Consider the following 25,690-nt stretch of genomic DNA (forward strand, 5'->3'; position numbering starts at 1 on the left):
CCGTCTCCACGTTTCCTGCGGATATATCTGGGGCGGACCCGCCCCCGTTTCAACCGAGTTGACCCAGTTTGCCCCTCTCGACGGGGCTTCACAAGGGCTGTTTCAATGGCATTTCCGGCAAATGCGCGCAACCTGCTGTCAGCGCGCGTTTTTTGCCCCAAGCCTTTGCAAGCCCCGTGCCGTGCGCGTCAGAGCGGCTCGATATCGCCGGCCTCGCGCCCCTTGTGGAACGCCGCCTCCCAATCAGCAAATCGCCCCTCGGCGATGGCTTCGCGCATCCCGGCCATGATATCCTGATAATAATGCAGGTTGTGCCATGTCAGCAGCATCGAGCTGATGATTTCCTGACTGCGGAACACATGATGCAGATAGGCCCGGCTATAGCCCCGGCAGGCCGGACAGCCGCATTGATCGTCCAGCGGGCGCGGGTCGTCCTGATGGCGCGCGTTCTTGATGTTGAGCACCCCGTGCCGCGTGAACACCTGCCCGGTCCGCCCCGAGCGTGACGGCAGCACGCAATCCATCATGTCGATGCCGCGCTTGACTGCGCCCACGATGTCATCAGGCTTGCCCACCCCCATCAGGTAGCGCGGCTTGTCGGTCGGCAGATAACCCGGCGCATAATCCAGCACGCCGAACATCGCCTCCTGCCCCTCGCCCACGGCCAGACCGCCCACCGCGTAGCCGTCAAACCCGATATCCACCAGCGCGCGCGCCGATTCCTCGCGCAGCTCTTGTGTCACACCACCCTGCATGATCCCGAAAAGCGCGTGCCCCGGCCTGTCGCCGAACGCGTCCTTGGACCGTTCCGCCCACCGCATGCTCAGCCGCATCGCGCGCGCAACCTCGTCATCGCTGGCGGGCAGCGCCGGGCATTCATCGAAACACATCACGATATCGCTGCCCAGAAGCCGCTGGATCTCCATCGAGCGTTCCGGCGTCAATTCGTGCCGTGATCCGTCGATATGGCTCTTGAAGGTCACCCCCTCTTCGGTCAGCTTGCGCAGCCCCGCAAGGCTCATCACCTGAAAGCCTCCCGAGTCAGTCAAAATGGGCCGCTCCCAGTTCATGAAGCGATGCAACCCGCCCAAGTTCGCGATCCGCTCGGCGCCGGGTCTCAGCATCAGGTGATAGGTATTGCCCAGAAGAATATCCGCCCCCGTCTCGCGCACCGAGCCCGGCAGCATCGCCTTGACGGTGGCCGCCGTGCCCACCGGCATGAAGGCCGGCGTGCGCACCTCGCCGCGCGGCGTGTCGATCACCCCGGTCCTTGCCATCCCGTCCGTCGCCTGAAGTCGAAACCTGAAAGTCACCGGCTGCCCTCGCATCTGTCCTTGCGCGCCTCATAAAGCGGTTCGCCGCCACATGCAAAACCCTCCGCCATCCCGCCGCTGCGCGCGCCGGGCTGTCTTGGCATCGTCATATTAATCAGGGTATGGTCGTCAGTCACATCACCCTGCAGCGTGCGCAAAAGGATCCACATGACCGATACCCCCGACGAACCTCAGCAACTGAATTTCGGCTGGGAGGAGTGGGTGGCGCTGCCGGGCCTCGGCGTTCCGGCGATCCGGGCCAAGGTCGATACCGGCGCGCGCACGTCCGCTCTGCATGCCTTCGACATCGAAACCTTCGGCTCCTCCGCCAAGCCCAAGGTCCGCTTCACCGTGCACCCCATTCCCGGGCGTGACGATCTGGTGATCCCCTGCTCCGCCCCGATCGTGGACCGCCGCGAGGTGACCTCTTCGAACGGTGAAAAGGAACTGCGCTACGTCATCGAATCCAGCCTCGCCGTGAACGGCGACACCTGGCCGATCGAGATCACGCTGACCAACCGCTCCACGATGAATTCCCGGATGCTTCTGGGCCGTCAGGCGCTCAAGGATCACATCACCATCGTCGCGACCGACCGGTTCATGCAGCCCGAACTGAGCTATGATGTCTACCACACCGCCGAGATGCGACAGGCCGCCCCGGCCCGCGCCCTGCGGATCTGCGTGCTCTCGCGTGAAGACAACTATTCCAACCGCCGTCTGGTCGAGGAAGGCGAGAAACGCGGCCATTCGGTCGAGGTCATCAATACCACGCGCTGCTACATGGCGATCAACGCCATGGCCCCCGAGGTGCATTACGACGGCAAACGCCTGCCGCGCTATGACGCGATCATTCCCCGGATCGGTGCCTCGATCACGCCCTATGGCACCGCCATCATCCGCCAGTTCGAAACAATCGGCACCTATTGCGTGAACCCATCGGCGGGGATCACCGCCAGCCGCGACAAGCTTTATGCCCATCAGCTGATGGCGCGCGCCAAGATCGGGATGCCGAACACCGCCTTCGCTGCCTCGCCCAAGGACACCAGCAACCTGATCGGTCTGGTCGGCACAGCGCCGCTGATCGTCAAGCTGCTGGAATCAAGCCAGGGCAAGGGCGTGGTGCTCGCCGAGACCCGCAAGGCGGCCGAGTCGGTGATCGACGCCTTTCGCGGTCTGCGGGCGAATTTCCTCGTGCAGGATTTCGTCAAGGAATCCGCGGGCGAGGATATCCGCTGTCTCGTGATCGGCGGCAAGGTGGTCGCCGCGATGAAGCGCACCGGGGCGGATGGTGATTTCCGCTCGAACCTGCATCGCGGCGGCTCGGCCAAGTCGGTGCGCATCACCAAGCAGGAACGCGAAACCGCGATCCGCGCAGCTCGGGCCTTCGATCTGAACCTCGCGGGCGTCGATCTGCTGCGCTCGGAAACCGGACCGAAAGTGCTCGAGGTGAATTCCTCTCCCGGCTTCGAGGGAATCGAGCAGTCGACCGGCAAGAACATCATCGGCCTGCTCTATGACCAGATCGAATCCCGTGTTCGCCCCGTCCCGATCCGGCGCCGCCGCGCCGGCAGTTCAGAGGTCGAGTGACGCCCGATTGACCCGTTTGATCGGTAATGTGTACGGATGGGACACAACGCGCGCCATCAGCGCGCCGTTTGGTACCAAAGGCGCGTAAGTTTCTTACGAACCCTACACAACACCCCCTCTGGACGTATCCGATCATAAATCTTATATGTTTAATCAGGAACACCGCAGGACGCAGGACATGACCCACAGCCCCGAACCTCTTGAAGGCGCGCCACTCATCGCCCCGTCAAGCACGGATCACCCGCTCTACGACCAGTTGGTCGAAGCGTGCAGGACCGTCTATGACCCTGAAATTCCAGTGAATATCTATGATCTGGGACTCATATACACGATCGAGATCGACGCCGAGAATGCTGTGCGTGTCATCATGACGCTCACCGCTCCCGGCTGTCCTGTCGCCGGTGAGATGCCCGGTTGGGTCGCCGAAGCGATCGAGCCGGTCGCCGGTGTCAAACAGGTCGATGTAGAGCTCGTCTGGGATCCGCCATGGGGCATGGACATGATGAGCGACGAAGCCCGCCTTGAACTTGGTTTCATGTAATAAAATCAATCGGCTAAAAGGAAGTTCTCATGTTTGGAATTCCCGGAAAACAGGCCGTCAGCATGACGACCGACGCCGCCTCCCAGATCGCCAAACTGATGGACCGTGACGGACATCAGGGGTTGCGCATCGGGGTCAAGAAGGGCGGCTGCGCCGGCATGGAATACACCATGGAGTATGTGACCGAGGTTGATCCTCACGATGAGGTGGTCGAGCAGAATGGCGCGCGCGTGATGATCGCGCCCATGGCGCAGATGTTCCTCTTCGGCACCGAGATCGACTACAAGACATCACTTCTGGAATCCGGATTCGTGTTCAACAATCCCAACGTGACCGAAGCCTGCGGTTGCGGCGAATCCATCAAGTTTGAAGGCATGTGAACGTCGCGTTCCAAGTCACTGAATAATCAAGAATAAAAGAACGGACCTTCGGGCATGCGCAAACTGGTTGCCGGAAATTGGAAGATGAACGGAACCAGCGCGGCGCTTGCCGAATTGCAAGCCATCGTCAAGGTGCATCCCTCCCCTGGCGTCGATATCCTGATCTGTCCGCCCGCGACCTTGCTGTTTCAAGCCAGCCAGATGGTGACCGGACATGCACCAGATATAGGGGCGCAAGACTGCCACAGCGCCGCCTCCGGCGCCCATACCGGTGACATCTCGGCGCCGATGATCGCTGACACGGGCGCCACCGCTGTCATTGTCGGGCATTCGGAACGCCGCGAAACTTACAATGAAACCAATGATTTGGTCCGCGCCAAAGCGTCGGCAGCCCATGCCAGCGGGCTGATTGCGATCATCTGTATCGGCGAAACCCTGACTGAGCGCGATACCGGACAGACCCTGAAGGTGATCGGCGCGCAATTGGCAGGCTCGGTCCCGGACAGTGCGACCAGCGCCAACACCGTGATCGCCTATGAACCCGTCTGGGCCATCGGAACCGGCAAGATCCCGACCCTGGAACAGATCGGCGAAGTCCATGATTTCATTCGGGAAAACCTGACGTCTCGCTTCGGCCCCGCCATGGCCGAGATGCGCATTCTCTATGGTGGGTCCGTCAAGCCGACCAACGCCGCCGAGATTTTCGCCGTGCCAAACGTGGACGGCGCCCTTGTCGGCGGCGCAAGCCTGCGTGAAGCTGATTTCACACCTATAATCAATGTGTTGGAGCGTACTGTTTAGGCTCTCACAGTGGCAGCATCGTGGTCGATTTGATCTCTTCCATCGACAAAAGTGCGGTGACGTTATGCACCTTCACCTCTGAAATCAGCGCCTGATAAAACGTGTCATAAGCCCGCGCATTGGCCACCCGGACCTTCAGGATATAGTCGATATCCCCCGCCAGCCGATGCGCCTCCTGCACTTCGGGCCGGTCCCGTAATGCTTGCAGGAACTTCGCCTGCCATACCGCATCATGCTCCGACGTGCGGATCAGAACGAAGAAACATGCTTCAAAACCAAGGGCTTCGGCATCCAGCAGAAAGGTCTGCTGTTTGATGATGCCCGCCTCGCGCATCTTGCGAATCCGGTTCCAGACCGGCGTCTTGGAGCTGCCGACGATCTTGGCGATATCGTCTAGCGACTGCCCGCCGTCCTGCTGCAGCTGCACAAGTATTTTCCGATCCAGATCATCCAGGCGAACACTCATTTCACATTTCCCTTTTTCTTGGAACAGCCCCGGCAAGGCCCACATGATTTGGAACATATGTTCTTAATTATGCCGGGCTATGGCGTTTATATGGGAATATTTTCTATATTGACGGAGAAGTCAAACAGTTCACCGGGGACATCCCATGAAACATTTTCCTGTTTTCCTCGCGGTCGAAGGTCGCCGGATCGTCCTGTCGGGTGGCGGCGATGCCGCGCTTGCAAAGCTCCGCCTGCTGCTCAAGACCGAAGCCCATCTGACCGTCTTCGCCCCCAGCCCCGCCCCCGAGATCACCGGCTGGGCCGCCGAAGGCCGTCTGACCCTGCATCGTCGCGCAATGGAGCCCGGTGACGCGCTCTGCGCCGTGCTGTTCTACGCCGCCGACGAGGACGAGTACGAAGACGCCCGCACCAGCGCCATCGCCCGCGCGGACGGGGCGCTGACCAACATCGTCGACAACCTCGCCGACAGCCAGTTCATCACCCCCGCCATCGTCGACCGCGACCCGGTGACAGTAGCGATCGGCACCGAAGGCGCCGCCCCCGTTCTGGCCCGTGCCATCAAGGCCGATCTGGAGGCCCGCCTGCCTGCAACCCTTGGCCCGCTGGCGCGGATCGGCAAGGCGTTTCGCAGGATGGCCGAAACTCTGCCGGTGGGCCGCGCACGGCGTGATTTCTGGGCGGATTACTACTTCACCGCAGGACCACGCGCCATGGATCACGGCGGGCAAGAGGCGGCGCAGACCATGCTGGACGGGCTTTTGCGCCGCCATCACAGCGCGGCGGAACGCCCCGGGCACGTGGCTTTTGTCGGCGCGGGTCCGGGCGATCCCGAGCTTCTGACCCTCAAGGCGCGCAAGGCGCTCGATACGGCGGATGTGGTCATTCATGACCGGCTCGTCACACCCGAGATCCTTGAGCTTGCCCGCCGCGAAGCCACGCTGATCGACGCCGGCAAAGAAGGGTTCGGACCTTCGATGACGCAGGACGACGTCAACCGGCTGATCACGGAACATGCGACCCAAGGCGCGCAGGTCGTGCGCCTGAAAGGCGGAGACCCTACCGTTTTCGGCCGTCTTGACGAAGAAATCGACGCAGTGGATGCAGCTGGCATAGGCTGGCACATCGTTCCCGGCATCACCGCAGCCTCGGCCAGCGTTGCCGCCATCGGCCAGAGCCTGACGCAGCGGCGTCGCAATGCCTCGGTTCGGTTCCTGACGGGGCATGACATGGCCGGCTTTGCCGATCACGACTGGTCCGCATTGGCCCGCCCCGGAGAGGTTGCCGCAATCTACATGGGCAAAAAATCCGCCCGCTTCATTCAAGGACGTCTCATCATGCACGGTGCCGATCGGACCACGCCGGTCACGGTGGTCGAGAACGCCTCGCGGCCCGATCAACGCATCCTCGGCACCACGCTTGACCGGCTGCCGCAGGATCTGAACGAAGCTGCTGTCACCGGGCCTGCGCTGACATTCTACGGGCTGGCGCCGCGCGCCACCCAGGTTGAACTTTCCGCTTTAGAACAGGAGCTTGCCTGAAATGCCCCGCGACTTCACCCCCAAAGTCGTCACCGCCAACGCGCTGATCGAAGGCGATGTCGTTTACCTGACCCGCGATGACCGATGGACCCGGCACATGTCCGAAGCCGAGTTGATCACCGACGAGGCAGAATCCCAGTTGCGGCTTCTGATGGCACAGGCGCAAACCGAGACGGTCGTGGGTGTTTACCTTGCCGAGGCCAAAGCAGGTGCCAACGGCCCCGAACCCGTCCATTTCCGCGAGGCATTCCGCCGCACCGGCCCCTCGAATTACCGCCACGGCAAACAAGCGGAGTTGACCGATGTATGACTATACCGAATTCGACGCGGCCTTCGTGGCCGAGCGCAACCGCCAGTTCCGCCAGCAGGTCGAACGCCGTCTGAGCGGCGCATTGACCGAGGATGAATTCAAGCCACTGCGCCTGATGAACGGGCTTTATCTGCAACTGCACGCCTATATGCTGCGCGTGGCGATCCCCTATGGCACGCTCAACAGCCGTCAGATGCGCCAGCTGGCCTATATCGCCGAGCGTTGGGACAAGGGCTATGGCCACTTCACCACGCGCCAGAACATCCAGTACAACTGGCCCAAATTGCGCGACGTGCCCGACATGCTGGATGCGCTGGCCGAGGTGGGCATGCACGCCATCCAGACCAGCGGCAACACCATCCGCAACGTGACCGCCGACCATTTCGCCGGTGCCGCAGCAGATGAGATCACCGATCCCCGCCCGGTGGCCGAGCTGATCCGGCAATGGTCCACCGATCACCCCGAGTTCCAGTTCCTGCCGCGCAAGTTCAAGATCGCCGTCACCGGGGCCGCCGCCGACCGCGCGGTGACGCGCGCGCATGACATTGGGCTGCAGATCGTCCGCCGCGACGGGCAAACCGGCTATCGTGTGATCGTGGGCGGTGGGCTTGGGCGCACACCGATGATCGGCAAGGTCCTCAATGAGTTCGTAAGCCAGGACGATCTCCTGCCCTATCTGGAGGCGGTGGTCAGCGTCTGGAACCTGCTCGGTCGGCGCGACAACAAGTATAAATCACGTATCAAGATCACCGTACACGAACACGGGATCGACGACATCCGCGCCCGCGTGGAGGATCGTTTCCACCTGATCCGGCCCACATTCACGGGCGTCGATCTGGCGCTTTTCGCGCAGATCAAAAGCGCTTTCACCCCGCCCGCCTTTCGCACCGACAGCACTGCGGTCTTCGACACAAGCTACAGGACCGATCCGATCTTCCGGTCCTGGGCCGATACGAACCTCGCGGCACATCGCGCGCCGGGCTATGCCATCGTGCAGATCAGCCTCAAGGCGCATGGCGCCACACCGGGCGACGCAACCGCCGAGCAGATGCGCGTCATGGCCGATCTGGCCGAACGCTATGGTCATGACGAATTGCGCATCAGCCACGAACAGAACGTCATCCTGCCGCATGTGCACAAATCCGATCTGCCGACAGTTCATGCCGCGCTGAAAAAGCACGGGCTGGCCACCGCCAATATCGGACTGATTTCGGATATCATCGCCTGCCCCGGCATGGATTACTGCGCGCTGGCCACGGCCCGTTCGATCCCGATTGCCCAGGATATCGCCCGGCGCTTCGACGACTTGAATCTCGAGCATGAAATCGGCGAGTTGAAGATCAAGATTTCCGGCTGCATCAATGCCTGCGGGCATCATCATGTCGGCCATATCGGGATCCTTGGACTCGACCGGGCCGGGGTGGAGAGTTACCAGATCACGCTTGGCGGCGATCACACCGAGACAGCGAGTCTGGGTGACCGGACCGGTCCCGGCTTCTCGGCCGATGAGATCCTCTCGGCGATCGAAAGGATCGTGCGAACCTATCTCGACTACCGCGACAGCCACGACGAGACGTTCCTGCAGACCTATCGCCGCATCGGGATGGAGCCGTTCAAGACCGCGCTTTATGACAACGCCGGGGCAGATGCCTATGCAGCGCAGTGATCCGACGTTGCGTGTGCAGGCCCTGAATGCGCGCTACCGGCATCATGCGGCCAGTGACGTTCTGGCGCATGCTTTGCGTGACGCCGATGCCGGGCGGCTGGCGCTTGTGTCAAGCTTCGGCGCGGAGTCGGTGGTGTTGCTGCATATGATCGCCGTCCTGAGGCGCGACACCCCGGTGATCTTCGTCGATACCGGCATGCTGTTTGCCGAAACGCTGGTCTATCAGCACGAATTGGCCGAGCGGTTGGATCTGCGCGATCTGCGCATCGTGCGGGCGGGGAAGGCCGATCTGCACAGCGAGGATCCCGCCCGCGTGCTGCACCGCTCGAACCCCGACGCCTGCTGTGACCTGCGCAAGACAAGGCCACTGGCGCGCGCGCTGGAAGGCTTCGATGGCTGGATCACCGGGCGCAAGCGTTACCAGGGGCCGAGCCGCGCCGCGCTGGACTTCTTCGAGGCCGATCCGGGTACCGGGCGCATCAAGGTCAACCCGCTTGCCCATTGGACCCCCGAAGATATCCGCACCTACATGGACGAAAACCGGCTGCCCCGGCATCCCTTGGTGGCGCGCGGCTATCCGTCCATCGGCTGCCAGGTCTGCACCACCCGCGTGGCGGACCATGAAGACCCAAGATCAGGCCGCTGGCGCGGTCACGACAAGACCGAATGCGGCATTCATTTCGAAAACGGGCGGATCATTCGCCAAGGAGAGACAGCATGAGTATCATCGTCACCGACGAAGGGTTTCGCCCCGACGACTGGACAGCCCCGATATCCGCACTGGAAGACGCGCGCACGGATCATGGCATCGACTTGCCCTCGAGCGCCGATCCACAGGAGCTTGCAGGCCGCCTGCCCGGCATCAGGCTCATTCGCGTGGACTTTCCCAGTTTTTCGGATGGGCGCGGCTTCACCATGGCGCGGCACCTGCGCCTGATGGGCTACAAGGGCCGTCTGCGCGCACGGGGTCACGTGATCGCCGATCAATACGCTATGGCGCGGCGTGCCGGGTTCGACGAGATCGAAATCTCGGAGGATCTGGCCGCGCGCCAGCCCGAGGATCAGTGGCTTTTCCGCGCAGATTGGCAGGCGCATGACTATCAGGCGCGCCTGCGCGGATAAACCGCCCTGTACCTGACCTGAATCAAAGATTACTTAAAGGTGTCGGTTTAACGAACCGGCAGACGAGGCAATGAACGAGATCAGCACAGTGACCGAAGCACCCGCCAAGGCCGTCAAGACCCCCACCCTGCCCGACGCGCAGAAAGTCACCCAAGTCACGCATTGGACGGATCGCCTGTTTTCCTTCCGGGTGACGCGGCCCGCGTCGCTCAGGTTCCGCTCGGGCGAGTTCGTGATGATCGGCCTGATGCAGACGGACGAGAAGACCGGCAAGGAAAAGCCGCTTCTGCGCGCCTATTCCATCGCCTCGCCCAGTTGGGATGACGAGTTGGAGTTCTATTCGATCAAGGTGCAGGACGGCCCGCTCACATCGCGGCTCCAGCATATCCAGCCGGGCGACGAGATCATCCTGCGCCCCAAACCTGTAGGCACGCTGGTGCATGATGCGTTGCTGCCGGGCAAACGGATCTGGCTCTTCGCCACCGGCACCGGTTTTGCGCCTTTCGCGTCGCTGCTGCGCGACCCGCAGACCTATACCGATTACGATGAGGTGATCATCACCCACACATGCCGCGAAGTGGGAGAGTTGGCGTATGGCCGCGACCTGATCGACAGCATTCGCAGCGACGAGATGCTCGAAGAGCTGATCGGCGAAGGTTTCCACGAAAAGTTGCGCTACTACCCGACCACAACCCGCGAAGACAGCCCCAAGATGGGGCGCATCACGGATCTGATGCGCTCGGGCGAGGTGTTCGCGGATCTCGGCGTGGCGCCGCTTGCGCCTGAAACGGATCGGGCGATGGTTTGTGGCAATCTGGCATTCAACCTTGAAATCAAGGAGATGCTTGAAAGCTACGGCCTGCGTGAGGGGGCCAATTCCGACCCCAAGGAATATGTTGTCGAAAAAGCGTTTCTGGACTGATGGACGGGCGGTGACGCCCTCCCCAAGCCAATCAGCAGACAAAAAACCCGCGCCCAATGGCGCGGGTTTCTTGTTCAGCGGTTTGACGCGTGGGATTACAGACCAAGCGCCTCGCGGACCGACGACAGCGCCTGGCTTAGAAGATCAGGATTGTTGCGCGCCTGATCCAGAGTGCCTTTCAGCAAGGTTTTCTGCATGTCGCCCAACTGGGACTCGTCGATCATCTGCGCGACCTTATCGAAGTCGAAGCCATCGTCAGTCAGGGCCTCGGGCGTTTGCGCGGCGCTATCGGTTGCGGCCTCTGCCGGTGTCTCGGGTTCTGTCTGGGGGGCTGCATCCGTCGCGGCATCCGTCGCGCTGTCTGTGCTCGGGGTCGCCTCGGGCGCGGCATCAGACGGGCTTTCGGTCGCGGCCGGTGCAGTTTCCTCAGCTGCTTCAGTAGCTTGAGCAGCATCCGACGAGGTGCTTTCGGTTGCGGCATCGGCGGCTGGATCGGCGGCGGTGACCGCTTCTTCAACCGCCTGCTGCGCGGCGTCTACCGTGTCCTGTGCGGCCTCTACGGCACCTTCCACCGCAGAGGTGGCCGCGTCTGCCGCAGAAGATGCGGCGTCCTGCGTGGCGTCAACGGCGTCGCCCGCGGCTTGCGAGGCTGTGTCTGCCGCTTCGCTTGCGGCGTCCTGTGCTGCGTCCACTGCCTGCCCGGCCTCTTCGGCGGCGGTGTCTGCAGCCTCTTGCAAGGGTTCCGGCTGCTCGACCACGCCGGTGACTGCCTCGGCGATCTCATCGACCGATTTGCCGGTGAACAACATGTAGCCACCTGCCAGCACGGCAACGGCCACCAGTATCCAAACAAGGTTTCTCATCACTCTCTTCCCCTCGAAATATAGGCCGACCAACAGCTTGCGGCCTTCTTGTCCTTGCTTTCAGATGTCGACCCAAATGAAAAGCCGCAAGAGGCAATCTTGCTTATTTAGGCTTGGATCAGCCGATTTTGCCGCTTGAAACGCCGTGATGGCGCGGTTACTTTCGCGCATCAAATTACCCCAACAACCAAAGGAACAAAGCCATAGCCCGCAGACCCCACAACGCGCCCCCGACGCGCGAAACAGGCCCCCGCATAAACGAAAAGATCCGCGGCCCGGAAATCCGTCTGATCGGAGCGGACGGAGAAAACGTTGGCGTCGTGACGCCGGAGCGGGCGATGGAGATGGCCGAGGAGGCGGGGTTGGATCTGGTCGAGATCTCGCCCAATGCCGAACCGCCTGTCTGCAAGATCATGGACTTCGGCAAGTTCAAGTACGAACAGCAGAAACGCGAGGCCGAGGCGCGCAAGAAACAGAAGATCATCGAGGTGAAAGAGGTCAAGTTCAGACCCAACACCGACACGCATGACTATGACGTCAAAATGCGTAACGTCTTCAGATTCTTGGAAAATGGCGACAAGGTGAAGATCACGCTGAGGTTCCGCGGCCGCGAAATGGCGCATCAGGATCTGGGCCGCGACCTGCTGCACCGGGTGGCGGAGGACGTCAAGGATCTGGGCAAGGTCGAGAACATGCCCAAGATGGAAGGTCGTCAAATGATCATGGTGATCGGCCCACTTTCGCGCTGAGCGCGGCGGCGCGGACTGCGTACGATCCGTACAAATCCTACACCGGTTTGGGACAAACTTCGGCACTTGCCCCCTGATTTGTGTCCCTTCCGTACACAAACACGCGACAATCACCCGCTTGCACCGCCCGGTGCGAGCGGGTTTTATGATGGTAGGACCAACACTGGATACCCGACACCGAAAGGACATGGATGCTGATGTGGGAAGAGCGCTTCGCGACGCAGGAATACGTGTTCGGTCGGGAGCCTGCGGCCTTTCTGACCGATCACGCCGATCTGCTGGTGCCGGGAGCTACGGCGCTGGCGGTGGCGGATGGCGAGGGGCGCAACTCGGTGTTCATGGCGGAGCGCGGTCTGGAGGTGACGGCGCTGGAGCTCGCGCCCTCGGCCATCGCCAAGGCCCGGGCGCTTGCCGCCGAGAAGGGCGTGACGGTGAGCTTCCGCGAAACCGACGTGCTGGCGCATGACTGGCCCGAGACGTTCGATCTTGTGGTCGGTATCTTCATCCAGTTCGTTGGACCCGATGAGCGCGCCCGTCTGTTCGACGGAATGCGGCGCAGCGTCAAGCCCGGAGGGCTGATTTTGCTGCATGGCTACACGCCCGAGCAGATCGCGCTTGGCACCGGCGGGCCGCCCTATGCGGAAAACATGTATACCGAAGACCTGCTGCGCGCGGCTTTTGGGGACTGGCAGATATTGGAGTGCCGCGCATATGAGCGGGAGATCAGCGAGGGTCGTGGACATTGCGGACGCTCGGCCCTGATCAATCTGGTCGCCCGACGCCCCGAGACGGACGCGTAACACCTGCCGGAGGGTCAGTCTCGCGCCCGAAGCTCAGGCGGCGCCGTGGTGGGTAGTTGTTCCATGTCAAGGCGCTTACAGTCCAGATCGGCTATAGTCGGTGGAATGGAAAACAGCTCACAAATTACGGAATGGAAAACAGCTCACATATTGAGGTTTTTATCACGGTGGCGAAGGGTGCCATGATTCTGTCAGGCACTTTGAGCATGCCGGAAACCCCGTCAGGATTGGTGATCTTCGCCCATGGTAGCGGCAGCAGCAGGATGAGTCCGCGCAACAGATACGTGGCGGATCGGTTGAACGCCGCAGGGCTGGCCACATTGCTGTTCGATCTGCTGACCGAAGAGGAGGCGTTGGACAAACGCAATGTTTTCGACATCGCATTGCTGGCCAATCGCGTGGGGGCGGCGCTGAACTGGTGCACCTGCGAGACCCGCGTCCGCGATTTGCCCTGCGGTCTCTTCGGGGCCAGCACGGGGGCGGCGGCGGCCTTGCGGGCGGCAGCCGATCACCCCCGTGTCGTGAGGGCGGTGGTCTCGCGCGGCGGGCGCCCCGATCTGGCGAAAAGTGCCCTGCCCCGCGTTCTTGAGCTGCCCCCACTAAGTGGTCCAAGTTGATTGTTAGTGCATGACCGGCCTCTGGTCCATCTGAACGATGCTTTCCGGTGCGGGAGGCCGGTATCCAAGGGCGCTGTGAGGCCGAACGGTGTTGTAGTGTCTTCTCCAGTCTTCGATGATGATCCTTGCCTCCTTTATTGAGTAGAAGAGCTCGCCATTGAGCAACTCGTCCCGGAAGCGTGCATTGAAGCTCTCGCAGTATCCATTCTCCCAAGGCGATCCTGGCTCGATGAACGCAGCCTTGGCACCTACTGCGGCGATCCAGTCCCGGACCTTCTGAGCCACGAACTCGGGACCGTAGCACGTCGGGAAGCACGCTGTTTTTGAGGTTATGGCCACGCGCGCAGCCCCCAAATAGCGCAGCGTGTGGCCATAACCGGTCTCAGGTCTCAACAGTGGTTTTGCATAACCACACTGCTGAGGAGACCGGCTATGACCGCCACCGATATTACCGCTTCGACCTTGCTAGTCGCCATCGATATTTCCAAGTATCGCCATGAGGTGCTGATCGGCATCCCTGGCAAAAAGCGCCGTCGCCGAATGACGATCCTGAACACGCTTGACGACTTCCAGCGTTTGTCCGCAACCCTTGCCAGCTACGACCTGCCGGTGCGGATAGGGTTCGAAGCGACCGGCAACTACCACCGAACGTTGGCGCATCATCTCGGGCAGGCCGGGTTCGAGCTGAAGCTCGTCTCGTCCGTCGGCCTGGCTCGAACACGGGAGGCCCTGCACAACAGTTGGGACAAGAATGATCCCAAGGACGCCCAGGTCATCCTTCACATGCTGGAGATCGGCGCCGTGCAGTTCTTTCACGATCCGATGGTGGTCGGGACCGCCGACATCCAGGAACTCTCGAAGACGCACGAGATCGTCTCTCGATCGAAGACCGAGCTGTGGCACCGCATTCTCACCCACTACCTGCCACTGTATTTTCCCGAGGCTGAACGATTTCATCGAAGCTCACGGACGGATTGGTTCCTGGCATTCCTTGAGAAGTACCCATCGCCACATATGATCTCGGCCATGAGCCGCGAGGCCTTCATCGCCGACGCCTGGGATGTCGTTGGCCGAAGGGTTTCGAAAGAGCAATTACTTTCCGATATTTACGCCACTGCGGCCGCTTCGGTCGGCTTGCCAGTTCAGGCAGATTCTGACGCGGTGCGCATGTTCCGCCTTGTTCTTGCCGAGGGGCGTAGCCTCATCCGGCAGCGCGATGTTATCGAGGCACGGGCCGTCGAGTTGTTGTCGGACCTACCCGACTATCAGCTGCTGACCACCATTCCCGGCATCGGCCCAATCAACGCAATGACCATCTTGGCCGAAGCAGGCGACCTGCGTCGGTTCCGACACCATCGACAGTTCTTGAAGTTTTGCGGCATGGACCTCGCCACCGTCCAGTCTGGCATGTTTCGCGGACAGAGCCGGATCTCAAAGTACGGCAATGCCCGGCTGCGGCGCACGCTCTGCATGGCCGGTCAGACCGCCGTTCTAAAGCGGACTAACAGCTTCCGCGACAAGTTCGAACGTTACATCTCCAAGGATCGACACAACGCCCATCTGCGCCGGAAGGCCTACACCGCGATCGCGGCCAAGATGGCGCGCACCGTACACGCCGTGGTCAATCACGGCGAACCCTATCGCCCCTTCTTCGAGGGGGTGAGCCCAGGCGGAAGGACCTCTCTCTGACATGAGCCGTGGAGGCAGACATCTGACCTCGTAGATAATGTTCGGGCCTTCTGCTTGGGATTTGGGATCTCGTATTAAGGACGGTGAGGGCCGCCGAAGCGCGTACCCTGTGTTTGCTATGGAAGAGATCATTTCTTGACGGCAGAGCCCGTCTGGGCAACTTTAACAGGGCATCTGGGACACCAGATGCCCCACGACCTGCTGACCTAAGCGGCCAGATTTTCCCGACATAGGACGTTGTCGGATCGTATGTAGTCCGGCGGGCCGCGGAGGATGAACAGGTCCGTCAGCGCATCAAGCACATCGGTCGAGTTGAGCTTTCGGTCTATGCGGATCATCAGCGCCTCCCTGGTGAACTCGTCTATGATGTTGAGAATGCGATAGGTGCGGCCGTCCGCTGTCCGGTCCTGCATGAAGTCATAGGACCAGACATGGTTTGGACGCTCCGGTCGAAGCCGGATACATGATCCATCGTTCAGCCAGAGCCGGCTTTTCTTCTTTTGCTTCGGTGGAACCTTCAGCCCTTCACGTTTCCAGATGCGCTCAACCCGCTTGTGGTTCACGTGCCAGCCCGACTGGTTGAGCAGCGCGGTCACGGGGCGATAGCCGTAGCGACCGTATTGCCTGGCCAATTCGATGATGTCCTCGGTCAGGCGCTCTTCGTCTGGCCGGCCACGCGGCACCTTGCGCTGCGTGGATCTGTGCTGTCCCAAGGTGCGGCAGGCGCGGCGTTCCGATATGCCGAGCGCCTGCCGCACGTGGTCGATGCATCTGCGGCGACGTGAAGGGCTCAGAAGTTTCCCTTTGCGGCCTCGGTGAGGATCAGCTTGTCCAGCGTCAGATCCGAGACCGCGCGCCTCAGGCGCTGGTTCTCTTTCTCAAGTTCCTTCAGCCGCTTCAGCTGCCCGCGGCTCATTCCGCCATATTGTTTGCGCCACCGATAGAACGTTTGCTCTGTGATGCCGATATGGCGCGACGCGTCCGCGACCGTCATGCCTTGCCCTTGCAACACTTCGATTTGCCGAAGTTTCGATACGATGTCTTCTGGCGTTTCTCGTTTCCCAGCCATTCTCTGGTCCTCCAAATTGCGGGATAATCCTATCCCGGTTGGTGGACCACTTCACTGGGGGCAGCTCATTCTGGCGCCGACCCTGCTGCTTGTCGGCGCGTTGGACAACACGGTGCTGATCCTGAACCGTCATGCGGCACGATCGCTGACCTGCGACACCATGATCGAGGTGGTGCCGGGTGCGACGCATCTTTTCGAGGAACCCGGCGCGCTGGATCAGGTGGTGGCGCATGCGACGGACTGGTTCGGCCGGCATCTGGCACCTGCGAGGGCGGTCTGAGCCGGGAACCTGACGCCCCTTCCCGTTCACGGCCTTATTGCGGCAAGGCAGGCTCGAGCAGGGTGATGCCCACCGCGGCCGCGCGCGCCAGTTCCGGGTCCAGAGACATCGGGATGTATTCGCCCCGCCGCCAGAGCTGTGCCAGATCATCATAGTGACGTGACAGGAAATGCCCCGATTGCCCGGTCGAGATGATGAACACGCTGCTGTCGGGGTCGGCGAAATCATAGACCCCGCGATAGCCCGCGCCATGCACGTTCTGGAACGGCTCGGGGCCAGCGCCACGGGTGCGGCCGCGTTGCAGGGTGTTGTCGCCCCCCGAGGTGGATTGGCGGATATTGACGAAATAGCGCAGCACCGGCACGTCGCCCAGAACCGGGTGATCGTGCGTTGCCTGATGCGCGTCGCCCCATCGCAGGCTTTCGAGCGCCGTGCCATACCGTTCGTTGATCCAGACCAGCGCATCATCCAGCGCCATGCGCGCGATATCGGTGCAGGTTTCCACCGGTGAGGATTGCCGGACATCGCACCAGGCCGAGGCACCGTCGATATCGCGGTAGACCCGTTCGATGAACACCGGATCGGGATGGGCGAATTCGCGCGACAGCGGCCCCAGATCGTCGCGGATCAGCCGATCCTGAAGCGCGCGCATCCAGGCGGCATAGATCAGCGGTTCGGGCAGATGTTCGTTCATCTCGCCGTTCCAGTCGGACAGAAGATCGAGCGCGCGCTGTCGCTGGCGTTCGGGGGTGCCGTCGGGGGCGGCTTCGCCGGTGAACCACAGGTTTGCACCAATCAGCGGCAGGAGCGAGCGGGCGGTGAAGCTGACGGTGTCGAGCTGCGCCTCGATGAAGCTGTCGCGGGTATGCACCTGCCGGCTTTGCATCAGGCGTTGCCAGCGATGGATGCGCTGCGTGTCGCCCCAGACGAAGCTCACATGCAACGGAAAGGGCCGGTCCACGGTCTTGTTGTTGGTGTTGCCCAACACACCGCCCGCAGGGGCGATGAATTCGGGATTGGCCGAATAGGGGCTGATCCCCTGCCAGCGGTTCTGCCGGACCCAGCCCCGCGAGGGCATGCGCCCCTGGCTTTCGTGCTGGGCGTTGCGGCGTGGCATGGCGCCAAGGGTTTTCATGGCGATCGTGTCGCTGTCCACCAGCAGGACGTTTTGGGATGGCGCGATGTAAAGCTCGCCCGCCGAGAGCGCCTCGGAGACCGAGGCGGCCCCCATCAGGGCAATCGCCGCGCTCATCGTGGTGTCGGCGGGATCGAGTGCCGTCCAGGACAGCGAGGCCACATGCCCCGCCGGCGTGACCGTGCCCAGATCGGCGTGCGAGCCGGGCAGCACCGGGCCATTGTCGGTCCACCGCAGGGTCAGGGTGACGGGCTCGGCATCCTTGATGCGGATGATTGAGCGCGCGGTGCGGAAGGGTTTGTAGCCTTCGGGCGTCAGGTATTCCCCGGGATTTTCGGGGTTGAGCCGTTCGATATGCACATCCTGATCGTCGAGATAGGACGAGGTCAGCCCCCAGCCCAGATCGTTGCTGCGCCCGCTCAGGATGGCGGGCATGCCGGGGATCGTGCCGCCGATCACGCCGCCGCGTTCAAGTTCGAGCCGCGCGAGATACCAGATTGCCGGTGCGGAAAAGCCCAAGTGAGGATCATTGGCCAGAAGCGTCCCCGAGCTTGCCGAGCGCGCCGGTGCCGCGGCCCAGGCGTTCGAGGCCCCTGCAAAGGCCCGCGGATTGAAGGGCGAGAGCGGATCGCGCGGCGGCTGTGGCAGCGCGGCATGGCGCAGCGTTTCGGCGCCGGGCATGAGGCTTGCGTAATCGGGAAGGGCCGCCAGCCCGCTGCCGGGGGCGAGCGGCAGGATATCGTCGAGCCGTATGGCCTCGTCGAGCGCGAGGGAGGTGCGCGCACGCAGCACCTCATGTTCGAGATGCGAGGAGAGTTGCACCGCCATCAGCTTGAGAATGGCCAGCGAATCCGCCGGTTGCCAGGGCGCCATGGGCGCGTTGAAGAGGAACATCTCGGGCGCGCCCCGGCCAAGCGCGTCGGCGTTGATCTCGGTCAGGCGGGCGTTGACGCCCGCGGCATAGGCCTCGAGCGCGCGGCGGGTCTCGGGGGTTTGGGCGGCCACCGAGCTGCGGGCCAGATCATGCAGATCGAAGCGGCGCATGACCTTGTCGATCTCGAGCGTGCGGGGGCCGAACACCTCGGAGAGGCGGCCTTGGGCGGTGCGGCGCAGCATCACCATCTGCCATAGGCGGTCCTGCGCATGGGTATAGCCCAGGCCGAAGAACGTGTCGGCGTCCCCCTGCCCGAAGATATGCGGCACATTGGCGTGATCGCGCACGATCTCGACCGGGGCGGAGAGGCCCGCGACGGTGAGGGACTTGTCGTAATCGGGCAGCGAGCGCGACAAGAGATAATACAGGCCCAGCACGGCCACCAGTACCAGCAGGATGGCGCCGCCGGTCAGCCTGAGAAGCCATTTGAAGATCGACGCCATGCACGCACCCGGTTTTCCCTTGCATTCCGCCATGGGATAGTCAGAAATCCCCCCCGAGACAATGGGAAGGGAGACGATGATGACGAAACTGGCATTCCTTGGCCTTGGCGTGATGGGCTACCCGATGGCGGGGCATCTGCAGGCGGCGGGACATGACGTCTGCGTCTACAACCGGACCGCGGCGAAAGCGGAAAAATGGGCCGCCGAACATGGCGGGCGCCATGCCGCCACCCCGCGCGAGGCCGCCGAAGGGGCGGCGTTCGTGATGGCATGCGTCGGCAATGACGACGATCTGCGCAGCGTGTGCACCGGCCCGGATGGCGCCTTTGCCGGTATGGGCAAAGGGGCGGTTTTCGTCGATCACACGACGGTCTCGGCCAAGGTCACGCAGGAGCTTTACGCGCTGGCGAAAGAGGCCGGGCTGAACTACGTCGACGCGCCCATTTCGGGCGGTCAGGCGGGGGCCGAGAACGGCCAGCTGTCGATCATGTGCGGCGGCGATCAGGGTGCCTATGACGCGGCCGAGCCGGTGATGACCACCTATGCCAAGCTGTGCCGCCGGATCGGCGAGAGCGGGGCGGGACAAATGACCAAGATGTGCAACCAGATCGCCATCGCCGGTCTGGTGCAGGGTCTGAGCGAGGCGCTGCATTTCGCCGAAGAGGCAGGGCTTGACGGGCGCGCGGTGGTCGAGGTGATCAGCCAAGGGGCTGCGGGCAGCTGGCAGATGGCGAACCGCTACGAGACGATGCTGGACGACAAGTTCGAGCATGGCTTCGCGGTGGACTGGATGCGCAAGGACCTGAATATCTGCCTGTCGACGGGCGACGAGATCGGCGCCTCCTTGCCGGTGACCGCACTGGTCGATCAGTTCTACAAGGATGTGCAGAACATGGGCGGCGGCCGGTGGGACACATCGAGCCTCTTTAAGCGGCTGCGCAAGCTGTCAGGCTGAGCGCAAGAGGCGTCCGGGGGTATGGGGGCCAGCCCCCGCCGTTGAAATCCCATGGGATTTCAACGACTCCCCCGGGATATTTCAGGCCAGAAGAAACCTGTGGGTCGGGGGGTGTGGCTGCAGATACGCGGCGCGGCGGCTGCCACCGGCCTCAACGGGGCCAGACCTTGATCGCAGACAGAACCAGCAGAGCCGCGAGGGCCGGGATCAGCACGGTTTGCGGGGCAAGTGCCAGCATCAGACCACCCAGGAACACGCCCAGGATGGAGCCGGCCGCCATCACCAGCAGAAAGGATCGGTTCTGCGCGAGCACTTTGAAACTCTGATCGCGGCTGTATCTGGCAAATCCGATCATCACTGTCGGCAAGCTGATCACGAGAGACATCGAGCCGGCCAGCTTGATATCGACCCCGAACATCACGACGAGGGTCGGGATCAGCAATTCCCCCCCTGCAACGCCCATCAACGATGCCACACTGCCAATCAAGAAGCCCGCGCATATGCCGGCGAGCACGCGGGCGGTCTCATTCATCGGCACATGTGAAGCGGAAACGTCATGACCGACAAGCAGCACCGCAGCGATGCCCACCATCAGGACGGCCAGCACCTTGTGGAGGGTTCGAGATTGCAGCCGCGTCGCCCAACCCGCACCGATCCAGGCACCGAGCAGACTGCCGGCCAGCAGATTCAGAATGATGGGCCAATGCGCGACGATATCCGCGAAGGGAACCGTGGCCGCGCGGAACGGCAAGGCAGATGCGATGACAACCAGGCTGATGGCCTTGTTCAGGATTATCGCCTGCAAGGCCCTAAAGCGAAACAGACCGATCAGAAGCGGCAAGCGGAACTCCGCGCCACCCAGACCGATCAACCCTCCAAGCGTGCCGATGATGGCCCCCCCGCCGAAGGCGGCTGGCAGATTGCGGTTTGTGCCACGGGGGGTGTCTGCCGTCATACCGATATGTACGCCGAAACATTTCGGTATGGCCAGTGGTAAAATCCGCTGGATCATCCGGGCGGGGATATCCACGCGTCCGAAATTCTGATGCGGATCTGGAGGGAACAGCGCCCGGGACGCTGTCGCCCGCCGCTATCACCCCCCACCGCCACGGGTGGAGAGAGAGAGGCAGGCAAGCCCTGTAATCGGGGCGCAGGCGGCGGGCCCGTCAGAGCCACGCCAATGTCGCGGCGGCCAGAAGGATGTAGCGCGCGCCCTTGGCGATCGTGACCAGCAAAAGGAAGGACGGGAGCGGCTCGCGCATCAGCCCTGCGACCACGGTCAGCGGATCGCCGATGACCGGAAGCCAGCTGCCCAGAAGCGACCAGCGCCCGTAGCGGCCATACCACGCCTGGGCGCGATCAAGTTGTGAGGCGGAGGCGGGGAACCAGCGCCTGTCGCGGAAGGCCAGAAGATAGCGCCCAAGAACCCAGTTCACCACGCTGCCCAGCACATTGCCCAAGGTGGCGACCGCGATCAGCAGGGTGGCGGGATGGGTGGCGGCCACGAGAAGCCCGGCGAGCACTGCTTCGGACTGGAACGGAAAGATCGTGGCGGCGGCGAAGGCCGCGAGGAACAGACCCGAGAGCGCGATCATTGTCGGGGGGGTGCCTGATACGGGTGGCACGTCCACAGGAGGGTCATGGGGGCGCTCATGCGACGCGGCATAGAGGGGTAACGGGGGCACGTAAAGCCCCTGCCCTGTCGGGTGCGAGGAACACGCGGCACGGGGCCAAGAAAAACCCCCACCATCGCGAGGATGGCGGGGGCATTTGGGGTAAAGCGCTGCAGCGTCAGCCCGCAGCGGTCACGGCGCGGCGGGTCATCACCGCCACGAGGTGCGCGCGGTAGTCGCCCGATCCGTGCATGTCCGAGATCATGCCGTCGCCCGGCAGCGACAGCCCGTCAAGCGCAGCGGCGGAGAAGTCCGACGACAGCGCCGCCTCGGCCTCGGACCAGCGGAACACGCCCTCTTCGGAGGCGCCGGTCACTGCGACGCGCACGCCACCTTCGTATTGCGCGACGAACACGCCGACGAGGGCGAAGCGCGAGGCGGGTTGCTCGAACTTCATGTAGGCGGCTTTTTGCGGCACCGGGAATTTCACTTCGGTGATGATCTCGCCCTCGTCCAGGGCGGTGGCGAACATGCCCTGGAAATAGTCATCAGCGGGGATATCGCGGCTGTTGGTCACGATCACGGCACCCGAGCCGAGGGCTGCGGCCGGATAGCAGGCCGAGGGATCGTTATTGGCAAGGCTGCCGCCGATCGTTCCGCGATTGCGCACCGCCGGGTCACCGATATGCGAGGCCAGCGCCGCCAGCGCGGGGTATTTGCCCGCGCCGGAGGCCACTTCGGCATGGGTGGTGGCGGCACCGATGCAGATGCGGCCGGAATCATCCTCGCAGATGCCCTTGATCTCATCGATGCCGGTCAGGCTGATGAGGGTCTCGGGACTGGCAAGGCGCTGCTTGAGGGTGGGAATCAGCGTCTGTCCGCCGGACAGGGGCTGATTTTCATCGGAGGCGGCGAGCAGCTTGATCGCGTCGGCCACTGTCGTGGGGCGTTCTATGTCGAATGCATACATGGTCTGGTCCTCCTCAACCTGCTGCCTGGATCGCCTGCCACACCCGCGAGGGCGAGACGGGCATATCGACGTGGTCCACCTTGATGCCGCCCGATTGCAGCGCGTCGACCACCGCGTTGACCACCGTGGGCGTGGAGCCGATGGCCCCCGCCTCGCCGCAGCCTTTCACCCCAAGGGGGTTATGCGTGCAGGGCGTGCCGTTGGAATGGTCGATCGAGAAGAACGGCACGTCATCGGCGCGCGGCATGGCGTAATCCATGTAGCTCGCCGACAGAAGCTGACCGTTCTCGTCATAGGTGCAGTTTTCCAACAATGCCTGGCCGATCCCTTGCGTCAGGCCGCCATGCACCTGACCATCGACGATCATCGGGTTGATGACATTGCCGAAATCATCCGCCGTGGTGAAGCGGGCGATGGTGACCTTGCCGGTGTCCGGATCAACCTCGACCTCGCAGGCATAGGCGCCGGCGGGATAGGTGAAGTTGTTGGGATCGTAGAAGGCGGTTTCCTCGAGACCGGGTTCCAGATCCTCGAGCGGGTAGTTGTGCGGAACGTAAGCCGCCAGCGTCACATCCCCCCAGGCCAGCGACTTGTCGGTGCCTGCGACGGTGAACTGGCCATCCTTCAGCTCGATATCCGCCTCGGAGGCTTCGAGCATGTGAGAGGCGATCTTCTTGGCCTTGGCGATGATCTTTTCGGTCGCACGCACCATCGCCGAGCCGCCCACCGCGATAGAGCGAGAGCCATAGGTGCCCATGCCCATCGGCGTGTTGGCCGTGTCGCCATGTTCGATCTCGACCAGCGAAGCGTCGATGCCCAGCATATCGGCCACCACTTGCGGGAACACGGTTTCGTGGCCCTGCCCGTGGCTGTGGCTGCCGGTCATCACGGTGATGCCGCCTGTGGCGTTGACCCGAACGGTGGCGGATTCGTAAAGACCCGCCCGCGCGCCAAGCTGCCCCACGAGGTTCGAGGGCGCGATGCCACAAGCCTCGATGAAGCAATTGATGCCGAGCCCACGCAGCTTGCCGTTCTTTTCGCTTTCGGCGCGGCGGGCGGCGAAGCCGGCGAAATCGGCGCGCGATTCAAGCTTGTCCATCAGCCGGTGGAAATCACCCGAATCGTATTCCACGGCGACCGGCGTCGCATAGGGGAATTCGGTGATGAAGTTCTGCCGGCGCAGCGCGATCGGATCGACGCCCAATTCGCGCGCGGCCTTGTCGATCACGCGTTCGAGCTGATAGGTCGCCTCGGGGCGGCCGGCGCCACGATAGGCATCGACCGGCACGGTGTTGGTGAACACCGCCTTGACGTTCACATAGACCAGCGGCGTCTTGTAGTTGCCGGCCATCAGCGTGCCATGCAGCCATGTGGGGATCGAGGGCGCGAAGGTCGACAGATACGCGCCCATATTGGCATAGGTCATGGTGCGCACTGCGGTGAAATTGTTGTCCGCATCCAGCGCCAGTTCGATCTTGGTCAAGTGGTCACGGGCCTGCGCGTCGCTCAGGAACGCCTCGGAGCGGGTGCAGGTCCATTTGACGGGACGGTTGAGTTCCTTTGCAGCATAGGTGCAGAACGCCTCTTCGGCGTAGTGGTAGATCTTCGAGCCGAAGCCGCCGCCCACATCGGGGGCGACCACGCGCAGCTTGTGTTCGGGGATGCCCAGAACGAAAGCGCCCATCAGAAGCCGGATCACGTGCGGGTTCTGCGAGGTGGTATAAAGCGTATGCTCGCCGGTGCCGCGATTGAAATCGCCAACGGCCACGCGCGGTTCCATCGCGTTGGGCACGAGACGGTTGTTGATCAGCTCGACCGTGGTGACATGCGCCGCGTTGCGGATCGCCTCGTCGACGGCGTCCTTGTTTTCCTCGACGAAGCCCCAGTCGAAACACAGGTTGTCATCGAGATCGTCATGGACCTTGGTGCTGCCTTCGGCCAGTGCCGCCTTCATGTCGATCACGGCGGGCAGCTCTTCGATGTCGAGATCGATCGCCTCGGCCGCGTCGCGTGCCTGTTCGCGGGTTTCGGCCACGATGGCGCAGATCGGATCGCCCACATGGCGCACCTTGCCTTCGGCCAGAACCGGGTGGCGGGGTTCCTTCATCGGGTTGCCGAAACGGTCGGTGACCTGCCAGCCGCAGGGGATGCTGCCGGCGGTTTCGAAATCCTTGCCGGTGAAGATCCGAACGACGCCCGGCATCGCCTCGGCGGCGCTGGTGTCGATGTTGTTGATCCGGCCATGGGCCACATCCGAGCGCAGGAAATGCACATAGGCCTGTCCGCGCAGGTTGATGTCGTCGGTGTAGTTGCCGGTTCCGGTCAGGAACCGGGCGTCCTCGCGGCGCTTTGTGCTGGCGCCGATGCCTCCGTCCTTGGGCATGAGGTGTCCTCCCTGTTGGTGGGTCGCGGCGGTGCGCCCGCCGAGCGTTTGTTCGTTATTCGGCGGCGATCTTGCTCACATCCTGCCCGGATGCGGCCATGATCGCCTTCACGATGTTGTGATAGCCGGTGCAGCGGCAGATATTGCCTTCGAGATAGTCGCGAATCTCGGCCTCGGTCGGGGTCGGGTTTTCGGCCAGAAGGGCCTTGGCCGACATCACCATGCCCGGCGTGCAGAAGCCGCATTGCAGGCCGTGATGCTCATGAAAGGCCTGCTGCACGGTGTCGAGCGTGCCATCAGGAGCAGCGACCCCTTCGATGGTCAGAACCTCGGCGCCTTCGGCCTCGGCTGCGAACATCGTGCAGGATTTCACGGCCTTACCGTTCACATGCACAACGCAGGCGCCGCATTGGCTGGTGTCGCAGCCGACATGCGTTCCGGTCAGGTTGAGTGTCTCGCGGATGAAGTCGACAAGCAGCGTGCGGCCTTCGATTTGGCCGGTCGCGGGCTTACCGTTCACGGTCATGCTGACCTGTGGCATA

25 protein-coding genes and 2 pseudogenes are annotated in these 25,690 nt (G+C 62.7%); 16 read left to right on the forward strand and 11 right to left on the reverse strand.

The annotated features are described in order from the left end of the window. Positions 1-188 precede the first annotated feature (188 nt). Entirely contained in the window at positions 189-1,328 is a 1,140-nt protein-coding gene (gene tgt, locus RAZWK3B_RS06570) for a tRNA guanosine(34) transglycosylase Tgt (RefSeq protein WP_037295227.1), read from the reverse strand. A 153-nt stretch (positions 1,329-1,481) separates the two neighbouring features. On the opposite strand from tgt, the gene rimK reads away from it, so the two are divergent. The 4 genes from rimK (at position 1,482) to tpiA (ending at position 4,622) form a co-directional block, all read left to right on the forward strand. Next, positions 1,482-2,900 carry a 30S ribosomal protein S6--L-glutamate ligase gene (gene rimK / locus RAZWK3B_RS06575; RefSeq protein ID WP_007813426.1) on the forward strand — a complete coding sequence of 473 codons (1,419 nt, stop codon included), beginning with the start codon at positions 1,482-1,484 and terminating at the stop codon, positions 2,898-2,900. A 178-nt stretch (positions 2,901-3,078) separates the two neighbouring features. Beyond that, positions 3,079-3,441, forward strand: coding sequence for an SUF system Fe-S cluster assembly protein (locus RAZWK3B_RS06580; RefSeq protein ID WP_007813427.1), 363 nt, complete (start codon positions 3,079-3,081; stop codon positions 3,439-3,441). A gap of 29 nt (positions 3,442-3,470) precedes the next feature. After that, positions 3,471-3,821 (forward strand): HesB/IscA family protein, encoded by a 351-nt coding sequence (locus tag RAZWK3B_RS06585; RefSeq protein ID WP_007813428.1) that lies wholly within the window; start codon positions 3,471-3,473, stop codon positions 3,819-3,821. Between the two features lie 54 nt (positions 3,822-3,875). Beyond that, a complete protein-coding gene (gene tpiA / locus RAZWK3B_RS06590) occupies positions 3,876-4,622 on the forward strand; it encodes a triose-phosphate isomerase (protein ID WP_007813429.1) in 747 nt (248 codons plus the stop codon). Positions 4,623-4,626: 4 nt separating this feature from the next. Here the strand turns inward: tpiA and RAZWK3B_RS06595 are convergent, their stop codons facing one another. After that, positions 4,627-5,088, reverse strand: a complete 462-nt coding sequence (locus RAZWK3B_RS06595; protein ID WP_007813430.1) for an Lrp/AsnC family transcriptional regulator — start codon at positions 5,086-5,088, stop codon at positions 4,627-4,629. A gap of 145 nt (positions 5,089-5,233) precedes the next feature. Here RAZWK3B_RS06595 and cysG point away from each other — a divergent pair, with 145 nt between their 5' ends. The 6 genes from cysG (at position 5,234) to RAZWK3B_RS06625 (ending at position 10,648) form a co-directional block, all read left to right on the forward strand. Continuing rightward, positions 5,234-6,628, forward strand: a complete 1,395-nt coding sequence (cysG, locus tag RAZWK3B_RS06600; RefSeq protein WP_007813431.1) for a siroheme synthase CysG — start codon at positions 5,234-5,236, stop codon at positions 6,626-6,628. A 1-nt stretch (position 6,629) separates the two neighbouring features. Next, entirely contained in the window at positions 6,630-6,938 is a 309-nt protein-coding gene (locus tag RAZWK3B_RS06605) for a DUF2849 domain-containing protein (protein ID WP_007813432.1), read from the forward strand. Further along, positions 6,931-8,604 (forward strand): nitrite/sulfite reductase, encoded by a 1,674-nt coding sequence (locus RAZWK3B_RS06610; RefSeq protein WP_007813433.1) that lies wholly within the window; start codon positions 6,931-6,933, stop codon positions 8,602-8,604. Before RAZWK3B_RS06605 ends, RAZWK3B_RS06610 begins: the two co-directional genes overlap by 8 nt. Further along, positions 8,591-9,325, forward strand: coding sequence for a phosphoadenylyl-sulfate reductase (locus tag RAZWK3B_RS06615; RefSeq protein WP_007813434.1), 735 nt, complete (start codon positions 8,591-8,593; stop codon positions 9,323-9,325). Before RAZWK3B_RS06610 ends, RAZWK3B_RS06615 begins: the two co-directional genes overlap by 14 nt. Then, entirely contained in the window at positions 9,322-9,726 is a 405-nt protein-coding gene (locus RAZWK3B_RS06620; RefSeq protein WP_007813435.1) for a DUF934 domain-containing protein, read from the forward strand. The genes RAZWK3B_RS06615 and RAZWK3B_RS06620 overlap by 4 nt, the downstream gene beginning before the upstream one ends. Positions 9,727-9,796: 70 nt before the next feature. Next, the gene (locus tag RAZWK3B_RS06625; protein ID WP_007813436.1) at positions 9,797-10,648 is read left to right on the forward strand and encodes a ferredoxin--NADP reductase; all 852 of its coding nucleotides are present in this window, start codon (positions 9,797-9,799) and stop codon (positions 10,646-10,648) included. A 95-nt stretch (positions 10,649-10,743) separates the two neighbouring features. Here RAZWK3B_RS06625 and RAZWK3B_RS06630 read toward each other — a convergent pair whose 3' ends face one another. Continuing rightward, complete coding sequence (locus RAZWK3B_RS06630) at positions 10,744-11,511, reverse strand: hypothetical protein (protein WP_007813437.1); 768 nt, start codon at positions 11,509-11,511, stop codon at positions 10,744-10,746. 254 nt (positions 11,512-11,765) lie between these two features. On the opposite strand from RAZWK3B_RS06630, the gene infC reads away from it, so the two are divergent. From infC to RAZWK3B_RS06645, 3 genes are all read left to right on the forward strand, one after another. Next, positions 11,766-12,260 carry a translation initiation factor IF-3 gene (gene infC, locus RAZWK3B_RS06635; protein ID WP_502685145.1) on the forward strand — a complete coding sequence of 165 codons (495 nt, stop codon included), beginning with the start codon at positions 11,766-11,768 and terminating at the stop codon, positions 12,258-12,260. A 197-nt stretch (positions 12,261-12,457) separates the two neighbouring features. After that, on the forward strand, positions 12,458-13,060 hold the full coding sequence (locus tag RAZWK3B_RS06640; RefSeq protein ID WP_037295295.1) for an SAM-dependent methyltransferase: 603 nt from the start codon (positions 12,458-12,460) through the stop codon (positions 13,058-13,060). 263 nt (positions 13,061-13,323) lie between these two features. Then, positions 13,324-13,677, forward strand: coding sequence for a dienelactone hydrolase family protein (locus tag RAZWK3B_RS06645; protein ID WP_157132185.1), 354 nt, complete (start codon positions 13,324-13,326; stop codon positions 13,675-13,677). Positions 13,678-13,680: 3 nt separating this feature from the next. Here RAZWK3B_RS06645 and RAZWK3B_RS06650 read toward each other — a convergent pair. Then, positions 13,681-13,974, reverse strand: a pseudogene (locus tag RAZWK3B_RS06650) (integrase core domain-containing protein); the annotation flags it as partial. A gap of 135 nt (positions 13,975-14,109) precedes the next feature. Between RAZWK3B_RS06650 and RAZWK3B_RS06655 the strand changes: the two are divergent. After that, the gene (locus tag RAZWK3B_RS06655; protein ID WP_007813445.1) at positions 14,110-15,366 is read left to right on the forward strand and encodes an IS110 family RNA-guided transposase; all 1,257 of its coding nucleotides are present in this window, start codon (positions 14,110-14,112) and stop codon (positions 15,364-15,366) included. A gap of 236 nt (positions 15,367-15,602) precedes the next feature. On the opposite strand, the pseudogene RAZWK3B_RS20520 reads toward RAZWK3B_RS06655, so the two are convergent. After that, a pseudogene (locus tag RAZWK3B_RS20520) lies at positions 15,603-16,435 on the reverse strand (IS3 family transposase); the annotation flags it as partial. A 16-nt stretch (positions 16,436-16,451) separates the two neighbouring features. Between RAZWK3B_RS20520 and RAZWK3B_RS06670 the strand changes: the two are divergent. Then, positions 16,452-16,715 carry an alpha/beta hydrolase gene (locus tag RAZWK3B_RS06670; RefSeq protein ID WP_198133260.1) on the forward strand — a complete coding sequence of 88 codons (264 nt, stop codon included), beginning with the start codon at positions 16,452-16,454 and terminating at the stop codon, positions 16,713-16,715. 34 nt (positions 16,716-16,749) lie between these two features. On the opposite strand, the gene RAZWK3B_RS06675 is transcribed toward RAZWK3B_RS06670, so the two are convergent. After that, positions 16,750-19,227 (reverse strand): penicillin acylase family protein, encoded by a 2,478-nt coding sequence (locus RAZWK3B_RS06675; protein WP_007813450.1) that lies wholly within the window; start codon positions 19,225-19,227, stop codon positions 16,750-16,752. 61 nt (positions 19,228-19,288) lie between these two features. Between RAZWK3B_RS06675 and RAZWK3B_RS06680 the strand changes: the two genes are divergently transcribed. Continuing rightward, on the forward strand, positions 19,289-20,182 hold the full coding sequence (locus tag RAZWK3B_RS06680) for an NAD(P)-dependent oxidoreductase (protein ID WP_286131799.1): 894 nt from the start codon (positions 19,289-19,291) through the stop codon (positions 20,180-20,182). 151 nt (positions 20,183-20,333) lie between these two features. On the opposite strand, the gene RAZWK3B_RS06685 is transcribed toward RAZWK3B_RS06680, so the two are convergent. The 5 genes from RAZWK3B_RS06685 to RAZWK3B_RS06705 form a co-directional block, all read right to left on the reverse strand. Then, the gene (locus tag RAZWK3B_RS06685; protein ID WP_353611284.1) at positions 20,334-21,194 is read right to left on the reverse strand and encodes a sulfite exporter TauE/SafE family protein; all 861 of its coding nucleotides are present in this window, start codon (positions 21,192-21,194) and stop codon (positions 20,334-20,336) included. A 154-nt stretch (positions 21,195-21,348) separates the two neighbouring features. Next, on the reverse strand, positions 21,349-21,867 hold the full coding sequence (locus RAZWK3B_RS06690; RefSeq protein WP_502685142.1) for a YqaA family protein: 519 nt from the start codon (positions 21,865-21,867) through the stop codon (positions 21,349-21,351). A 106-nt stretch (positions 21,868-21,973) separates the two neighbouring features. Beyond that, positions 21,974-22,765 (reverse strand): FAD binding domain-containing protein, encoded by a 792-nt coding sequence (locus tag RAZWK3B_RS06695; protein WP_007813458.1) that lies wholly within the window; start codon positions 22,763-22,765, stop codon positions 21,974-21,976. A gap of 13 nt (positions 22,766-22,778) precedes the next feature. Next, positions 22,779-25,148 carry a xanthine dehydrogenase family protein molybdopterin-binding subunit gene (locus RAZWK3B_RS06700; protein WP_007813459.1) on the reverse strand — a complete coding sequence of 790 codons (2,370 nt, stop codon included), beginning with the start codon at positions 25,146-25,148 and terminating at the stop codon, positions 22,779-22,781. 55 nt (positions 25,149-25,203) lie between these two features. Continuing rightward, the gene (locus RAZWK3B_RS06705) at positions 25,204-25,689 is read right to left on the reverse strand and encodes a (2Fe-2S)-binding protein (RefSeq protein ID WP_007813460.1); all 486 of its coding nucleotides are present in this window, start codon (positions 25,687-25,689) and stop codon (positions 25,204-25,206) included. Position 25,690 lies beyond the last annotated feature (1 nt).

Source organism: Roseobacter sp. AzwK-3b (genome assembly GCF_000170875.1).
GTDB lineage: Bacteria > Pseudomonadota > Alphaproteobacteria > Rhodobacterales > Rhodobacteraceae > Roseovarius > Roseovarius litoreus.

Excerpts from the sequence above, each read along its gene's own strand:
- rimK (WP_007813426.1), top strand. The coding sequence starts at position 1,482 with ATGACCGATACCCCCGACGAACCTCAGCAACTGAATTTCGGCTGGGAG.
- RAZWK3B_RS06685 (WP_353611284.1), bottom strand. The coding sequence starts at position 21,194 with ATGATCCAGCGGATTTTACCACTGGCCATACCGAAATGTTTCGGCGTA.
- RAZWK3B_RS06620 (WP_007813435.1), top strand. The coding sequence starts at position 9,322 with ATGAGTATCATCGTCACCGACGAAGGGTTTCGCCCCGACGACTGGACA.
- RAZWK3B_RS06615 (WP_007813434.1), top strand. The coding sequence starts at position 8,591 with ATGCAGCGCAGTGATCCGACGTTGCGTGTGCAGGCCCTGAATGCGCGC.
- RAZWK3B_RS06585 (WP_007813428.1), top strand. The coding sequence starts at position 3,471 with ATGTTTGGAATTCCCGGAAAACAGGCCGTCAGCATGACGACCGACGCC.
- RAZWK3B_RS06605 (WP_007813432.1), top strand. The coding sequence starts at position 6,630 with ATGCCCCGCGACTTCACCCCCAAAGTCGTCACCGCCAACGCGCTGATC.
- cysG (WP_007813431.1), top strand. The coding sequence starts at position 5,234 with ATGAAACATTTTCCTGTTTTCCTCGCGGTCGAAGGTCGCCGGATCGTC.
- RAZWK3B_RS06630 (WP_007813437.1), bottom strand. The coding sequence starts at position 11,511 with ATGAGAAACCTTGTTTGGATACTGGTGGCCGTTGCCGTGCTGGCAGGT.
- tgt (WP_037295227.1), bottom strand. The coding sequence starts at position 1,328 with ATGCGAGGGCAGCCGGTGACTTTCAGGTTTCGACTTCAGGCGACGGAC.
- RAZWK3B_RS06645 (WP_157132185.1), top strand. The coding sequence starts at position 13,324 with ATGAGTCCGCGCAACAGATACGTGGCGGATCGGTTGAACGCCGCAGGG.
- RAZWK3B_RS06610 (WP_007813433.1), top strand. The coding sequence starts at position 6,931 with ATGTATGACTATACCGAATTCGACGCGGCCTTCGTGGCCGAGCGCAAC.
- RAZWK3B_RS06580 (WP_007813427.1), top strand. The coding sequence starts at position 3,079 with ATGACCCACAGCCCCGAACCTCTTGAAGGCGCGCCACTCATCGCCCCG.
- RAZWK3B_RS06675 (WP_007813450.1), bottom strand. The coding sequence starts at position 19,227 with ATGGCGTCGATCTTCAAATGGCTTCTCAGGCTGACCGGCGGCGCCATC.
- RAZWK3B_RS06595 (WP_007813430.1), bottom strand. The coding sequence starts at position 5,088 with ATGAGTGTTCGCCTGGATGATCTGGATCGGAAAATACTTGTGCAGCTG.
- RAZWK3B_RS06640 (WP_037295295.1), top strand. The coding sequence starts at position 12,458 with ATGTGGGAAGAGCGCTTCGCGACGCAGGAATACGTGTTCGGTCGGGAG.
- RAZWK3B_RS06655 (WP_007813445.1), top strand. The coding sequence starts at position 14,110 with ATGACCGCCACCGATATTACCGCTTCGACCTTGCTAGTCGCCATCGAT.
- RAZWK3B_RS06695 (WP_007813458.1), bottom strand. The coding sequence starts at position 22,765 with ATGTATGCATTCGACATAGAACGCCCCACGACAGTGGCCGACGCGATC.
- tpiA (WP_007813429.1), top strand. The coding sequence starts at position 3,876 with ATGCGCAAACTGGTTGCCGGAAATTGGAAGATGAACGGAACCAGCGCG.
- RAZWK3B_RS06680 (WP_286131799.1), top strand. The coding sequence starts at position 19,289 with ATGGGAAGGGAGACGATGATGACGAAACTGGCATTCCTTGGCCTTGGC.
- RAZWK3B_RS06700 (WP_007813459.1), bottom strand. The coding sequence starts at position 25,148 with ATGCCCAAGGACGGAGGCATCGGCGCCAGCACAAAGCGCCGCGAGGAC.
- RAZWK3B_RS06705 (WP_007813460.1), bottom strand. The coding sequence starts at position 25,689 with ATGCCACAGGTCAGCATGACCGTGAACGGTAAGCCCGCGACCGGCCAA.
- RAZWK3B_RS06625 (WP_007813436.1), top strand. The coding sequence starts at position 9,797 with ATGAACGAGATCAGCACAGTGACCGAAGCACCCGCCAAGGCCGTCAAG.